12 protein-coding genes are annotated in these 14242 nt (G+C 64.7%); 1 reads left to right on the top strand and 11 read right to left on the bottom strand.

Annotated features, from left to right (window positions below; genetic code table 11):
* The 11 genes from ACFOJ9_RS08770 to ACFOJ9_RS08720 form a co-directional block, all read right to left on the bottom strand.
* Nucleotides 1-192, bottom strand: a complete 192-nt coding sequence (locus tag ACFOJ9_RS08770) for a hypothetical protein (RefSeq protein WP_378978512.1) — start codon at nt 190-192, stop codon at nt 1-3.
* Nucleotides 137-1030 (bottom strand): ATP-binding cassette domain-containing protein, encoded by an 894-nt coding sequence (locus tag ACFOJ9_RS08765; protein WP_378978511.1) that lies wholly within the window; start codon nt 1028-1030, stop codon nt 137-139. Before ACFOJ9_RS08765 ends, ACFOJ9_RS08770 begins: the two co-directional genes overlap by 56 nt.
* Nucleotides 1027-1992 carry an ABC transporter ATP-binding protein gene (locus ACFOJ9_RS08760; protein WP_378978510.1) on the bottom strand — a complete coding sequence of 322 codons (966 nt, stop codon included), beginning with the start codon at nt 1990-1992 and terminating at the stop codon, nt 1027-1029. Before ACFOJ9_RS08760 ends, ACFOJ9_RS08765 begins: the two co-directional genes overlap by 4 nt.
* On the bottom strand, nt 1989-2876 hold the full coding sequence (locus ACFOJ9_RS08755; RefSeq protein ID WP_378978509.1) for an ABC transporter permease: 888 nt from the start codon (nt 2874-2876) through the stop codon (nt 1989-1991). Before ACFOJ9_RS08755 ends, ACFOJ9_RS08760 begins: the two co-directional genes overlap by 4 nt.
* The gene (locus tag ACFOJ9_RS08750; protein ID WP_378978508.1) at nt 2860-3810 is read right to left on the bottom strand and encodes an ABC transporter permease; all 951 of its coding nucleotides are present in this window, start codon (nt 3808-3810) and stop codon (nt 2860-2862) included. Before ACFOJ9_RS08750 ends, ACFOJ9_RS08755 begins: the two co-directional genes overlap by 17 nt.
* 19 nt (nt 3811-3829) lie before the next feature.
* The gene (locus ACFOJ9_RS08745; protein WP_378987659.1) at nt 3830-5095 is read right to left on the bottom strand and encodes a CocE/NonD family hydrolase; all 1266 of its coding nucleotides are present in this window, start codon (nt 5093-5095) and stop codon (nt 3830-3832) included.
* The gene (locus ACFOJ9_RS08740; protein ID WP_378978507.1) at nt 4999-5838 is read right to left on the bottom strand and encodes a CocE/NonD family hydrolase; all 840 of its coding nucleotides are present in this window, start codon (nt 5836-5838) and stop codon (nt 4999-5001) included. The genes ACFOJ9_RS08745 and ACFOJ9_RS08740 overlap by 97 nt, the downstream gene beginning before the upstream one ends.
* 190 nt (nt 5839-6028) lie before the next feature.
* Nucleotides 6029-9175, bottom strand: a complete 3147-nt coding sequence (locus ACFOJ9_RS08735; protein ID WP_378978506.1) for an efflux RND transporter permease subunit — start codon at nt 9173-9175, stop codon at nt 6029-6031.
* 193 nt (nt 9176-9368) lie between these two features.
* Nucleotides 9369-10520: an efflux RND transporter periplasmic adaptor subunit gene (locus tag ACFOJ9_RS08730; protein WP_378978505.1), complete on the bottom strand. Its 1152-nt coding sequence runs from the start codon at nt 10518-10520 to the stop codon at nt 9369-9371.
* A 56-nt stretch (nt 10521-10576) separates the two neighbouring features.
* Nucleotides 10577-11182 carry a TetR family transcriptional regulator gene (locus ACFOJ9_RS08725; RefSeq protein WP_378978504.1) on the bottom strand — a complete coding sequence of 202 codons (606 nt, stop codon included), beginning with the start codon at nt 11180-11182 and terminating at the stop codon, nt 10577-10579.
* Between the two features lie 205 nt (nt 11183-11387).
* Nucleotides 11388-13028 carry an acyl-CoA synthetase gene (locus ACFOJ9_RS08720; RefSeq protein WP_378978503.1) on the bottom strand — a complete coding sequence of 547 codons (1641 nt, stop codon included), beginning with the start codon at nt 13026-13028 and terminating at the stop codon, nt 11388-11390.
* Between the two features lie 189 nt (nt 13029-13217).
* Here ACFOJ9_RS08720 and ACFOJ9_RS08715 point away from each other — a divergent pair, with 189 nt between their 5' ends.
* Entirely contained in the window at nt 13218-14183 is a 966-nt protein-coding gene (locus ACFOJ9_RS08715) for a sugar-binding transcriptional regulator (RefSeq protein ID WP_378978502.1), read from the top strand.
* The last annotated feature ends 59 nt before the right edge of the window (nt 14184-14242 follow it).

The following is a 14242-nucleotide window of genomic DNA, read 5'->3' as shown; positions in this document are numbered from 1 at the left end:
TCAGTTTCCCCTGTGGTTTGCGGAAGCGCGTGAGAAGGCTTCCCGTTCTTGCCCGCCTGTCACCAGCGGGAAATGGCAGCGCACCATCCGGTCAGCACCCATCGGTCGATAGGCCGGTGCCTCGGTCTTGCAACGATCACGGGCGATCGGGCAGCGTGTGTGGAATTCGCAGCCAGAGGGTCGGCGAAACACACTCGGGATTTCGCCGGTGACGGCCGGATTCTGGCTGCGCCCGGCGCGGGTCGGGTATCGGTTCGGACTGGATCAGCGTCGCGGTGTAGGGATGCATCGGTGCCGAAAACACGTCCTGCGTCGGTCCCGTCTCGACCAGCCGGCCGAGATACATGATGGCTAGGCGATCGCTGACATGGCGGATCATCGCCAGATTGTGGGTGACGATCATGGCGGCGAAACCGAGTTCGCGCTTCAATTCGCCGATCAGGTTGAGCACGTCACCTTGCACCGAGACATCGAGCCCGGCGGTCGGCTCGTCGGCGAGCAGCAGATGCGGTTTCATCGCCAGCGCACGAGCGACGCCAACCCGGCGCGCCTGCCCGCCCGACAGCTCATGCGGAAAACGGTCGACGAAGGAGGCCGGCAGCCCGACCAGCGCCAGCAGCGCTTTTGCCGCGGCGCGGCGGTCCGGCATCGGCACGCCTTGAATGATCTGCGGCTCGGTGAGCAGCGTGCCTATGCGCAGGCGCGGGCTGAGCGAGGCGACCGGATCCTGGAACATCATCGCCGAACGCCTTCGCATGGCGCGGAAATCGGCGGGTGTCGCCACGTCCCTGCCCTCGAAGGTGATGCGGCCGGCGGCCGCGCGCACAAGGCCAAGGATGGTGCGGGCAAGCGTCGTCTTGCCGGAGCCGGACTCGCCGACCAGGCCAAGCGTCTCGCCCGGCATCAGCGACAGCGTCACGCCGTCGATGACGTTGAAGCTCGGCAAGGGGAACGGGTTGATCAGGCGGCTGAGCAAGCCGCCGCGGGCGAAGGTCACCGACAGATCGTCGATGGCGAGCAGCGGGCTCATGGCGTCACCGCATGGCAGCGCGCGACATGCAAGGCGGACAGCTTCACCAGCGGCGGCGCGACCGAAGCGCATGGCGCGAAGGCGCGGTCGCAGCGCGGCGCGTAGACGCATCCCGATGGCGGCTGTGTCAGGTTGGGCAGCGAGCCGGGAATGGTCGGCAGCCTGTCCAGCCTTTCGTGGAAGCGGGCCGGATCGCAGGCGAGCAGCGCTTGCGTATAGGGATGCCGTGCATCGTGGAAGATCGCGTCGACCTCGCCGCCCTCGACCACCTCGCCTGCATACATGACATAGACGCGGTCGCAGAGCTCGGCGATGACGCCGAGATGATGCGAGACGACGATGATGATGCCGTTGTAGTCGCATCGGAGTTCGCGCAGCAGATGGATGATCTGCGCCTCCATGGTGACATCGAGCGCCGTCGTCGGCTCGTCGGCGATGAGCAGGCCGGGATCGGTCAGCAAGGCGGCCGCGATCGCCACGCGCTGGCGCATGCCGCCGGAGAGTTCGTGCGGATAGCTGTTCATCCGTCGTTCGGCATCGGCGATGCCGACGCGGCCAAGCATGGCGGCGATGCGGGCCCGCTTCTGCGCCCGGCCGAGATCCCTGCGGTGGTGCTGGAAGTCGACGAGCTGGTCGCCGATGGTCAGCACCGGGTTGAACGCCGTCTTCGGATCCTGGCTGACCAGCGCGATCTCGTCGCCGCGCAGCAGGCGCTGGTGGTGTGCGTCAAGCTTTGCCAGGTCGACGCCGTTGTAGCTGATCGACCCGTCGATGCGGGCGTTGGCCGGCAACAGGTTGGCGAGCGCGGTGACCAATGTGGACTTACCGCAGCCGCTTTCGCCGACGATGCCGATCACCTCGCCGGGATGCGCCTCGATGTCGACATGGCGCAATGCATGCACGCTACCATGCGGCGTCTCGTAGCGGACGCTGAGGTTGCTGGCGGCGAGCGAGCCGGTCATGCCGGCCTCCGCAACTGCAGGCGCGGGTCGAGATAGTCGCGCAGGCCCTCACCGAGGAAGGTGAAGCCAAGTGTCGCCAGCACCAGCGGCAGGCCGCCGAAGATGACCATGAAGGGTGCCGAGCGGATGCTGGTGTAGCCGTCATAGAGGATCGAGCCCCAGGACGGCGTCGGCGGCCGCACACCAAGACCGAGGAAACTGAGACCGGCCTCGACCATGATGACGACCGGAATGTCCATCGACAAAAGGATGATCAGCGGACCGACGACATTGGGCAGAAGGTGGATGAAAATGATGCGCGCGGCGCTGGCGTCGAGCAGGCGCTCGGCCAGGATGTAGTCACTGTTCTTCAGCGCCAGCGTCTGCGCCCGGATCAGCCTGGCATAGCTCGGGAACGAGGTCGCCGCGATGACGACGATCAGCGTGCCGGTGCCGGCGCCGAGCACGGTGATGATGGCGAGCGCGAACATGATCATCGGCAGCGAGTTCAGGCTGTCGAAGCTCAGCACCAGAATGGCGTCGAGCCAGCGCGGCCCGTAGCCAGCGATCAGCCCGAGCAAAAGGCCGATGGCGCCGGCGATGGCCACCGAGACCATGGCGATGGTCAGCGCCGTGCGCGCACCAAAAATGACGCGCGACAGGAGATCACGACCGAGATGGTCGGTGCCGAACCCGTGCGCGAGCGATGGCGGCTGCAATTTGTGCAGCACATCGATCTTGAGCGGCGAATAGGGCGCCAGCCACGGCGCGAGGACAGCGGTGATGAGGAAGCCGGTGACCAGGATCAGCGCCACGCAGGTGAACGGATCGGCGAGCAGCGCCCGCAGCAGTGGCAGCCTTTGTCGGTCCAGCATCGAGAGCGAGGCGTCAGCCACGGAAGACATCGCGCACCCTCGGGTCGAGCCGCGCGATCAACAGATCGGCGGCGATGGTGATGGAGACGTAGATGGCGGTCATGATCAGCACGGTGCCCATGACGACGGGATAGTTGCGGGTGTTGACGGCGTCGGTGATCAGTTTGCCGATGCCGGGCCGAGCGAACACCGCCTCGACGAAGACGGCGCTCGACAGGATGCTGCCGAGGCCGACGGCGACCAGCGAGATGGTCGGGATGATGGCGATGCGCAGCGCGTATTTGGAGACGATCTTCCACTCCGGCAGGCCGAAGGAGCGCGCGGTGCGGATGTGCGGTTCGCCCATCACCTCCATCATCGAGGCGCGTACCATGCGGGCGATGTAGCCGATCCAGCCGAGCGCGATGGCCACCGCCGGCATGACCAGCGCCTTGGCCTGGCTGACGAAGTCACCGGTCTCGCCGGCGCCGATGGCCGGCAGCCAGCGCAGCGTCACGGCAAAAAGCAGCAGCGAATAGATGGCAACGACGAAGGACGGCACGGCGATGACGCCGACCGAGAGCACGCCGATGATGGCATCGGCTGTTGTGCCGCGTCGCATCACCGACAGGCAGCCGAGCGGAACGCCGATGAGAAGCGCGACCGTGAGCGCGGTCAGCCCGAGGATCAGCGTGTTCGGCAGCGCTTCCAGCACCAGGGTGGAGACGGGCCGGTTCGACCAGACGTCGTAACCGAGATTGCCGGTCAGCGCGTTGCGGAAGAATTCGACGATCTGCCACCAGACCGGCTGGTCGAGGCCCATGCGCTCGATCAGCAGCCGCTTCAGTTCCGGCGTGGCGCGCGGGCCGAGCGCCACGGTTGCAGGATCGCCCGGCACCAGGAAGACGGCCGCATACATGGCAACCATGACAAGCACGAGGATCAGGAGTCCGAGACCGATGCGCTTCACTGCATATGCAAGCATGGTCTCCTCTTCGCTCCTGTCAGGCGAAATCGCGCCTGATGCGCCGCGTCGCCGAGGCGCTGTGGACGAGCCTGCCCCGTTCTCGGGCCTCGAGCCGCCAGCTCAGGTTGAAATGGGTTTCATCCGATGTCAGTTCGGTGACTGCCTTGGCTTCGATGTCGGCATCGCCGCTGGCGATCGCCCAGCGGTATTCGGTGACGAGCTTGGCCGACAGCGGATCGTCGGCGCGGATGCTCATCGTATCGCTGTTGGCCGAGGATACGGTGATGGCGCGGTCGTCATAGCGCCGACGTCCATGGTCGGAACTGAGCGCGATGGTCTGCACACCTGAGCCGACATCGTCGGTGACGATGCGACGATCGAAGCCCTCGTCCAGCGTCGTCGTCGGCACCGACGGCGCCGTTTCGGCGGGTTCAAAGCGCACGTCGCGGTCGCGAGCCGACGGCGGCCGCACCGGCAGCATCACCGTGCTGTCGCCGCTCGCCATCGACAGCGTCGACAGTTTCGGCTGCGGCCACAGGATCGGCCAATGCTGGTTGGCCAGCGCCAGCCGGATGCGATGGCCCTTGGGCACAAGACGGGCGAAATCGTTGAGTTTCAGCCGCACACGGAACGGTGTGCCAACCGGACAGGGAGTCGGATGCTCATGGCTGTCGCGATGGCTGAGATTGAGCACGCCATAGGTCATCAGCGCCGAGGTGCCGTCGGGATAGACATCGCACAGCCGGGCGGCGAGGTTGACATGCGGCTGGTCGACGGTGACGAGCAGGTCCAGCTCTGGCGCGCCGAGCAAGGTCAGGTCGTTGTCGAGCGGGGGCGTGTCGAAGCACAGCGCCAGACCGTCCTCACGACGCTGGTCGATGGCCATGTCCGGGCAGGAACCGCCATAGCCGCCCCAGCGGCCGCAGTCGCGCCCGGCGGTGGCCGGCGAGCACACGGAGAGCGCCGCGCCGCCGGCAGCTTCGCCGCCGAGACCCGAGGCATTCAGATGCAGCAAGCGGCGCTCGATGCGCGGCGACGGCCATTGGTCCTCGGCGGCCCAGTTGCCGGCATGATCGGGGAGATAAAAGGGTTGCGGTCGTTCCTCGCCGGTGATCCAGACGCGGTAGAGCGGTTCGTCCATGATGCCGGTGTTTTCGACACACAGCCAATGCCGCCACCAGCGCAGCGCCTCCTGGAGATAACCGATCAGCGGCCCCGGCGCGCCACGGCAGGGATAGGCATGTGACCACGGCCCGACGATGCCGAGCTTCGGCCCCGGCAGATGTTCGAGCAGACGCGGCACGAAGTTGGAGTAGCTGTCCTCCCAGCCGCAGACAGCCATGACCGCGCATTCGACGCCGCATGATCCTCGCAGACGGAGCCCTGCCGCCAATAGTCGTCGCGGCGCTGGTGCGCCAGCCAGACCTCCGACAGCGAGCTTGTCGCCGCAAGGCGGCTCGCCCACATGGCGCGCCAGGTGTCGCCGACGATCTGCGGGTCGGGCGCCATCGCCTTCTTCACCAGCATGAAGTTCGACCACATCTCCTGCTCGGTCAGCAGCGCGCCGCCCATATAGTGGATGTCGTCGGCGTAGCGGTCGTCGGTGGCGCAATTGGCGATGATGGCCTTCAAGGCCGGCGGCCGGCGCGCCGCCACCTGCAGCGCGTTGAAGCCGCCCCAGGAAATGCCGGTCATGCCGACACTGCCGTTGCACCAGGGAAGTGCTGCCAGATGGGCGATGATCTCGCAGGCATCCTGCTGCTCGCGCGGCAGATATTCGTCGGCCAGATCACCGTCGGAATCGCCCGAGCCCCTGATATCGATGCGGGCGCAGGCGATGCCGTGGCCGGCAAGCCAGGTATGGATATCGATGTCGCGGGCCACTGTGCCGTCGCGGCGGCGATAGGGCACCATTTCGGCGACGACGGGCACCTTGGCCTCGGTGCGCGGACACCACAAAGTGGCGGTGATGCGCGTGCCGTCGGCCAGCGTGATCCAGAGCGGATCGACGGTTTCGACGGCAAAGGGGAACTCGGTCCGTACCACGGCAGGTACTCGTTAAATCGCCTTGTTGAACGTTCGTACAACAAGGCGATTCAAGGCGCAATCCCGCTTGGCGTTTTTTGGCGCCAAATGCCGTTTATGCCCAGCACAGACGGGCACAGACCGGCGAGAGACCGGGATGTTGGGGGTGGAAAAAACCGCCGACCGGGCGGCATCGCCCGGCCGGCAGGGTTTATTCGGCGGCCAGCGCCAGTTGCGGTCTGTCGGCTTCCTGGCTCAGCTCCAGCTCGTCCGTCCGCCCCTCGGCCCCACGCTTCTTCGGCTCCCGACCAAAGAACAGGGCGTAGCCTGCCGGCAGCACCAGGATGGTCAGCACGGTGGCAACGAGGATGCCGCCCATCATGGCGTAGGCGAGCGGTCCCCAGAAGACGCCGCGCGAGATCGGGATCAATGCCAGCACTGCCGTCAGCGCCGTCAGCGTGATCGGCCGGAAACGGCGCACGGCCGAACCGATAATCGCCTCGTAGCGGTCCATACCCGCAGCGATGTCCTGGTCGATCTGGTCGACCAGGATGATCGAGTTGCGCATGATGATGCCGAGCAATGCAATGACGCCAAGGATGGCGACGAACCCGAACGGCGCGCCGCTGATCAAGAGTGCCGCGGCGGCGCCGATGATGCCGAGCGGGCCAGTCGCCAGCACCAGCATCGCCTTGCCGAAATGCTGCAGCTGGATCATCAAGAGCACGACGATGACGGCCAGCATGATCGGCGCCTTGTCGGCGATCGAGGCCTGGCTTTCCGCCGAATCCTCGGCACCGCCCTGGATTTCGACCTTGTAGCCGGGCGCCAACCCGTCACGCAGGCCCTGCATATCCTTGTACAGCTTGGTGACGACGTCGTTGGACTGAATACCGTCCGGCAACGTCGCCCGCACGCTGATGGTCGGCAGGCGGTCGCGGCGCCACTCGATGCCTTGCTCCAGCACCGGCACCACCTTGGCCACTTGCGACAGCGGCACGAAACCGCCGAAGTCGGTCGGGATGTAGACGGAATCGACCGAGGACAGCAGGCTGCGGCTGGCATCCGGCTCGCGGGCAACGATGGACACCGTCTCCTCGCCGTCGCGGAAGTCGTCGAGCGGCGCGCCGGACATCGTCGCCTGCAGCATCTGGCGGATGCGCTGCGAGGTGACGCCGAGCGCACGGGCGCGATCCTGGTCGATGACCAGCTTCATCGCCGGCACCGGCTCGAGCCAGTCGTCGTGAACGGCCCCCAGCAGCGGATCCTCGCGGAACTTCGCCTTCACCTGGTCGGCAATGCGGCGTACTTCCTGGCGATCCGGCCCCATGACGCGCATCTGCACCGGCCAGCCGGTCGGCGGCCCCAGGAACAGGCGATCGACCTTGGCGCGGACGGACGGGAAGTCTTGCGCCAGGACGGTGCGCAGCTTGACGATCAACCGTTCGCGCGCCGGCTCGTCATTGGCCATCACCAGCATCTGGGCGAAGTTCGGATTGCTCAACTGCTGGTCGAGCGGCAGGAAGAAGCGCGGCGCACCTTCGCCGATATAGGTGGCGATGAAACGCTTGTCCTTGTCGTCCATCATTTTGGTTTCAAGCGCCTTGGCCTGCGCCTCGACTTCCTTGATGCTGGTGCCTTCCGGCAGCCAGAGATCGACGAGGATTTCCGGCCGCGACGATTGCGGGAAGAAATTCTGCGGGATGAACTGGAACGCCCACAGGCTGGTGCCGAAGGTGACCAGCGTCATCACCAGGACGATGATGCGATGGCGCACGGCCCAGCTGACGGTCGCGCGAAGCCTGCGGTAGAAGCGCGTGTCGAAGACATCGTGATGGCTGCCGGCATGCTTGCGCTGCTTGAGGATCATGTTGCCGAGCCACGGCGTGAAATAGACCGCGACGAACCAGGAGACGATCAGCGCGATGCCGACGACGTAGAAGAGCGTGCGCACATATTCGCCGGCCGTCGAGGCGGCGAAGCCGACCGGGATGAAGCCGGCGGTGGTGATCAGCGTGCCGGTCAGCATCGGGAAGGCGGTCGAGGAATAGGCAAAGCTCGCCGCCTCGACCTTGACCATCCCCTCCTCCAGCTTTCGCTCCATCATCTCGACGACGATCATGGCGTCGTCGACGAGCAGCCCGAGCGCGATGATCAGCGCGCCGAGAGAGATGCGCTGCAGGTCGATGCCGATCTCGTACATGATGGCAAAGGTGGCGGCGAGCACCAGCGGAATGGCGATGGCGATGACCAGGCCCGAGCGCCAGCCGATCGACAGGAACGAGACGACGAGCACGATCAGCAGCGCTTCGCCGAGCGCATGCATGAATTCGGCGACCGCATCCGTGACGACGCCCGGCTGGTCGGAAATCTGGTCGACCGAAACGCCATAGGGCAGCGCCTCCTCGAAGCGCTTGTATGTGGCCTCGACATCCTTGCCGACATCGGTGACCTTGAAGCCCTTGGCCATGACGACGCCGAGCTGCACGCTGTCGTGGCCGTTGAAGCGGTATTTGCGCTGGAACGGATCTTCCAGCCCCGACGTCACCGTGGCGATGTCGCCCAGCCTGGTGACCTGGCCGCCGGCGCGCAGGCGCAGGTTCCTGATGTCCTCGACCTTGCCGACATCGCCTTCGACGGAAATGCGCACCGAGTTGGTGCCGGTGTCGACGGAGCCGGCCGGATCGACATTGTTCTGGCCCTTGATCGCATTCTGCAGATCGGTCAGCGTCAGGCCGCGTTCGGCCAGAGCCTTGGACGAGACGTCGATATAGAGTTTTTCCGGCTGGTCACCGATGATGACGGCCTTCTCGACGCCGGGCGTCGTCAAAAGCATGTCGCGTGCCTGGATGGCGAATTTCTTCAGCTCGGGATAGCTGAAGCCGTCGCCGCTTATCGAATGCAGGGTGATGAAGGTGTCGCCGAATTCGTCGTTGAAGTAGGGGCCGAGCAGGCCTTGCGGCAGATCGCCCTGGATATCGCCGACCTTCTTGCGCACCTGGTAGAAGGCGTCCGTCACCTCGGCGGCATTGGTGTCGCCCTTGATCTGCACCGTGATGATGGCGCTGCCGGCGCGGGTGAAGGAACGGACGAAGTCGAGATGCGGCGTCTCCTGCAGCTTGCGCTCGATCTTGTTGACGACCTGGTCCTCCATCTCCTTGATCGAGGAGCCCGGCCAGATCGCCTGTACGACCATGACCCGAAAGGTGAAATCGGGATCTTCCTTCTGGCCCATGCGCATCAGGCCGAGCGCGCCGGAAATGATGATCAGGCCGAACAGGAACCGCGCAATGGCGGGGTGGCCGATTGCCCAACGCGACAGGTTGAAGGGTCGCTTTTCTTCCGTGGAATTGGTCATGGATGCAGATCCATCTGTTCAGCAATCGAGGTTCGGTAGTGGCTTCCGGGCGGCGAGGCTTTCCGAGCGGAGAGACACTCATCGCGGTGGGACGCGGATCGATGTGGGGGTTACATCGGCCTGACGTCTCGACCTTCGGGCCACGCCGCCCGGAAACCAGCGGCTGCGGGAACGCGCAGCCGGTTGTCTGTCGTCAGCGCACCTGCTTGGCGTCGCCGTCTGCCGCAGATGCGGACTGCAGTGCCGCATCGCCGGCGAGTTTCACCTTGAGGTTCTCGGTCATGAACTGCGTGCCGGCAGCGACCACGACGTCGCCGGGCTTCAGTCCCTCGGCAACACGCACGCCATCGGCGGCGAACGCGGCGACTTTGACCGGACGGGCGTGAACGGTGTCGGCGCCCCGATCGACGGTCCAGACGATGGACTGGGTACCTTGCTCGGCCAGTGCGCTCAGCGGGATCGACACGAGCTGCCGCTCATTGGCCGCCGAGGCTTCGATGCTGGCGGTCATGCCGAGCAGCACGCGCGGATCGTTGGGCAGGCTGACCCGAACGGCGAAGGTGCGCGACTGCGGATCGGCGCTGCCGGCGACCTCTCGGACCTTGCCGTCGAGCGCCAGCGCGTCGTCGGACCAGAAGCCCGCCTTGACGATCTTGCCCGGCTTGAATTCGGCGATCTCCATCTCCGGCACGGCGATCAGCACTTCCTTTTCGCCGTCGACGGCAACGGTGACTACCGGCGCGCCGGAACCGACCACCTGGCCGACATCGGCACTGACTGTGGTGACGATGCCGTCCCTGTCGGCCTTGAGGTCGGTATAGCCGACCTGGTTCTTCGCCTGAGCAAGTGTCGAAAGGGCGGAATCACGGGTGGCGACCGCTTGGTCATAGGTCAAGGTTGCCTGTTCGAGCTGCGACTTCGGCGCGAAGTTCTTGGCAAAAAGCTGCTCGGCGCGCTTGCGGGCAAGCTCCACAGTCTCGACCTGCCGCTCGGCGGCATCAAGGGCTGCCTGCGCACTCTTGAGCGACAGGTCGTAGTCGATCGGATCGATGCGGGCGAGCACATCACCCGAGGCCACATGCTGGCCAATGTCGACAAGGCGCTCGGTGATCTTGCCGTTGACGCGGAAAGCCAGGGCGCTTTCGGTGCGCGCCCTCACCGAGCCGGAATAGGAGAGCGTGCGGGTGTCATGCGCCTGGGCGATCTCGACGACCTTGACCGGGCGGATGATGTCCTTGACCTCGGCTTTTTCCTGGCTGCAGCCGGCAAGCCCGAGAGTGGCGGCGACAAGCAGCACCGGGCCGACTGCCGGTAGCCTGTTGATGATCGAACTGAACGAAGACACGCGCGTACTCCCGAAATGGAGATGAATCGTCGAAACCGGCGCCCGGCGGGCGGAGGCTATTTCAAGGCCTTGATTGCATAGTCGATGAGGTCGTCAGGCATTGCCCGGTTGGTCTTGGCAAGGCACTGCGCCACCATCTGCGGATGGCACAGGATGACGGTCGCGGCGCCAAAGCAGCGCGACGCGATCACCGGATCCTGTTGCCTGAACTCACCGGCCTCGATGCCGTCGCGAATGATTTCCGCAAACAGGTCGTGAATGCTGTCGATATGCTTGTCGATCACGCCCCAATCCCGTTCGAGCGCAACGACTACCATCTCGTGGACCTTCTGGTCGTCGAGCATGACCTCCATCGTCATCTTGTATTGCGCATGCACGTAGCGCCGAAGCCGCTCCTCGGCGCTGATCGGCAGGCGCGAAATCTCGTAGGCCATCTTGTAGCTGGCGCCGAGCATCCGGCCGCAAACAGCCTGGTGGATTTCGACCTTGGAGGCAAAGAAACGATAGATGTTGGCCGGCGACATGCCCAGTTCGCGCGCGATGTCGGCGACATTGGTCTTGCCGTAGCCATAGTGCCGGAACAGGCGCTCTGCGCAGTCGAGAATGCGCGTCACATTTTCCTGTCGGGCGGCTTCGGCGACTATGGTGGCGGCTTCGGACATGATCCTCTGTCAATTTACGAGTGACGAATTTCGATTTTCATCAGTCGTAAATGGAAAGGCGCGCCCTGTCAACACGGATTCGGTGTACGTGTACGATTGGTGACAAATGGTGACATGGGATCGAGGTTGGCCGCCTCGCGCTTCGTCGCGGAGTTGAGGCTAACCGCGAAAGTTGCACTGGGAGGAGCGCACCGGCAGATCCGGCTTACGGCCCTTTGGCCATCTCGCGCAGCCGGAACTTCTGGATCTTGCCGGTCGAGGTCTTTGGGATTTCGGCGAAGATCACCGCCTTCGGCACCTTGAAGCGGGCGAGCAGCGCGCGGCAGTGCTCGATGATCTCGGCCTCGGTCGCGACCTTGCCGGGCTTCAGTTCGACATAGGCAACGGGCACCTCGCCCCATTTGTCGTCAGGCCTGGCGACGACGCCGCAAGAGGCAACGGACGGGTGCTTGTAGAGTGCGTCCTCGACCTCGATCGAGGAAATGTTCTCGCCACCGGAGATGATGATGTCCTTGGAACGGTCCTTGAGCTGGATATAACCGTCGGGGTGCATGACGCCGAGATCGCCTGAATGGAACCAGCCGCCGGCAAAGGCCTCGTCGCTCGCCTTGCGGTTCTTCAAATAACCTTTCATGACGATGTTGCCGCGGAACATGACCTCGCCGATGGTCTCGCCGTCGGCCGGTGTCGTCCGCATCGTCTCGGGATCCATGACGGTCAGGCCTTCGAGCGCTGCATAGCGCACGCCCTGTCGCGCCTTCTTGGCGCTGCGCTCGCTCTTTTCGAGGTCGTCCCAGGCGCCATGCCATTCGTTGACGACCGCCGGGCCATAGGTCTCGGTCAGGCCGTAGAGATGGGTGACGGCAAAGCCGGCATCGGCCATGCCCGACAGCACGGCCTCCGGCGGAGGTGCCGCCGCGGTGTTGAAAGTGACCGTCTGCGGAAATGCGCGCTTGTCCTCGTCCCTGGCATTGATCAGCACCGACATGACGACCGGTGCGCCGCACAGATGGGTGACGCCGTGATCGGCAATCGCATCGTAGATCGGCTTCGGCCGCACCCAGCGCAGGCAGACATGGGTGCCGGCCTGGACCGCGAGCGTCCAGGGAAAGCACCAGCCATTGCAGTGGAACATCGGCAGCGTCCACAGATAGACCGCGTGCTTGGCCATGCCGGCATGGATGGTGTTGGTGTAGGCCATCAGGGCCGCACCGCGATGGTGGTAGACGACGCCCTTCGGGTTGCCTGTCGTTCCGGAGGTGTAGTTGAGCGAGATGGCGTCCCATTCATCGTCGGGCATCGCCCAGGCGAAGTCCTCGTCGCCGCCAGCGACGAAGTCCTCATAATCCAGAGTGCCAATCCGCTCGCCTTTCGGATAAGGCGCGTCGGCGGCGTATTCGGGATCGTCGCAGTCGATGATCAGCGGCTTGACCTTGGCCAGCGCCAGCGCGTCTCTGACGACGTTTGCGAACTCGCGGTCGACGATCAGCACCTTGGTCTCGGCATGGTCGAGCTGGAAAGCGACGACCGCGGCATCGAGGCGGGTGTTGAGCGAATGCAGCACCGCCTTGGTCATCGGCACGCCGAAATGCGCCTCCAGCATCGGCGGCGTGTTGGACAGCATGACGGTGACGGTGTCGCCCTTGCCGATGCCGCGCTTGTCGAGCGCCGAGGCAAGCTTCAGCGACCGGCGCCAGAAGGTGCGATAATCGATGCGCTGGCCGCCATGGATGATGGCGATATGGTCGGGATAGGTCTTGGCCGCGCGCTCCAGATAGGTGAGCGGCGTCAGCGGCTGATGGTTGGCCGCGTTCTTGTCGAGATCCTGTTCGTAAGGATTGCCCATCCCATGCTCCCCGCGTTTATCTTTTAGACTTCTAATCACAGGCTGGGGCCGCGTCACCATCAACGATGCCACGATAGAGCGCATTTGGCACAATGATGATCCAGATTTGACGGGCGAAAGGGCATCGCATACCCCAGCCCAGTTTGACTTTTGTCGAAGGTCGTGAATAATGTCAGCCGAGGAGACGGCATGGCGATCCGACCGGCAGAACAGCTCATCCACAAGGCCGCCTGGCTCTATTATGCGCATGGCCTGCGGCAGGATCAGGTGGCGAGCCAGCTTAACATTTCCCGTGCCTCGGTCGCCATGTATCTGCGCAAGGCGCGCGAGACCGGCATCGTCAACATCTCGACCTCGACCCAGCTTTTCACCGACGACGTGCTGGCGCGCAAGCTCGAGGATGCGTTGGGCCTCGACGCCGTCTGGATCGCGCCGGAAAATGACCATATTGCCGACCCGTCGACGGAAATCGCCGTGCTGGCGGCAAGCGTCTTCCTCGAACTGGTGAAGAAGGGCGACCGCATCGGCGTCGCCTGGGGCCGCACCGTCTACATGATCGCCGACATCATGTCCTATGCCGACCTGCAGGATGTCACGGTGGTGCAGCTCTGCGGCAATCTCGGCGCGCCCTATTCCTACCGACCCGACCAGTGCACCATGGAGATCGCGCGGCGGCTCAACGCCAAGGGGCTCAACTTCTACGCGCCGCTGGTGCTGTCGACGGAAGAGCTGGCGCGGGCGCTGCGTGCCGAGCCGGTGATCCGCGAACAGTTGTCAGGGGTCGGCGAATGCGATCTGGCGCTGTACTCGGTCGGCGCGGTAGACGCCGACAGCCATCTGGTCAAATGCGGCGCACTGACTTCAGGCGAAATGGCTGGCTTGCGCCAGCAAGGTGCTGCCGGCGTCATCGCCGGGCAGATCATCGATGCCGAGGGCAAGGTGCTCGACTGCAGCTACAACCGCCGCGTCATCTCCGCCGAACTTGCCTCGCTGCGCGCCATCGCCAGGCGGCTGATGGTGGTGCAGGAGGATAGCAAGTTCGAACCGCTGCTCGCAGCGATCGCGGGCGGCCTTTGCACGCATCTTGTGGTCGGCGCGCGCATGGCGCAGCGGCTCCTGGATCATGCGGCTGCCCCGACAGAAAAGGCCTCCTAGGAAATCACCATCTCCGCCGCCGGCGCATTGTCATCAAAGCGTCGCGGCATTCCTGTTTC

The sequence above is a fragment of the Mesorhizobium cantuariense genome (assembly GCF_042647205.1).
GTDB classification, from domain to species: Bacteria; Pseudomonadota; Alphaproteobacteria; order Rhizobiales; family Rhizobiaceae; genus Mesorhizobium; species Mesorhizobium cantuariense.
Note: the sequence above shows the minus strand (reverse complement) of the source record. Positions and strands in the feature narration are given on the sequence as shown.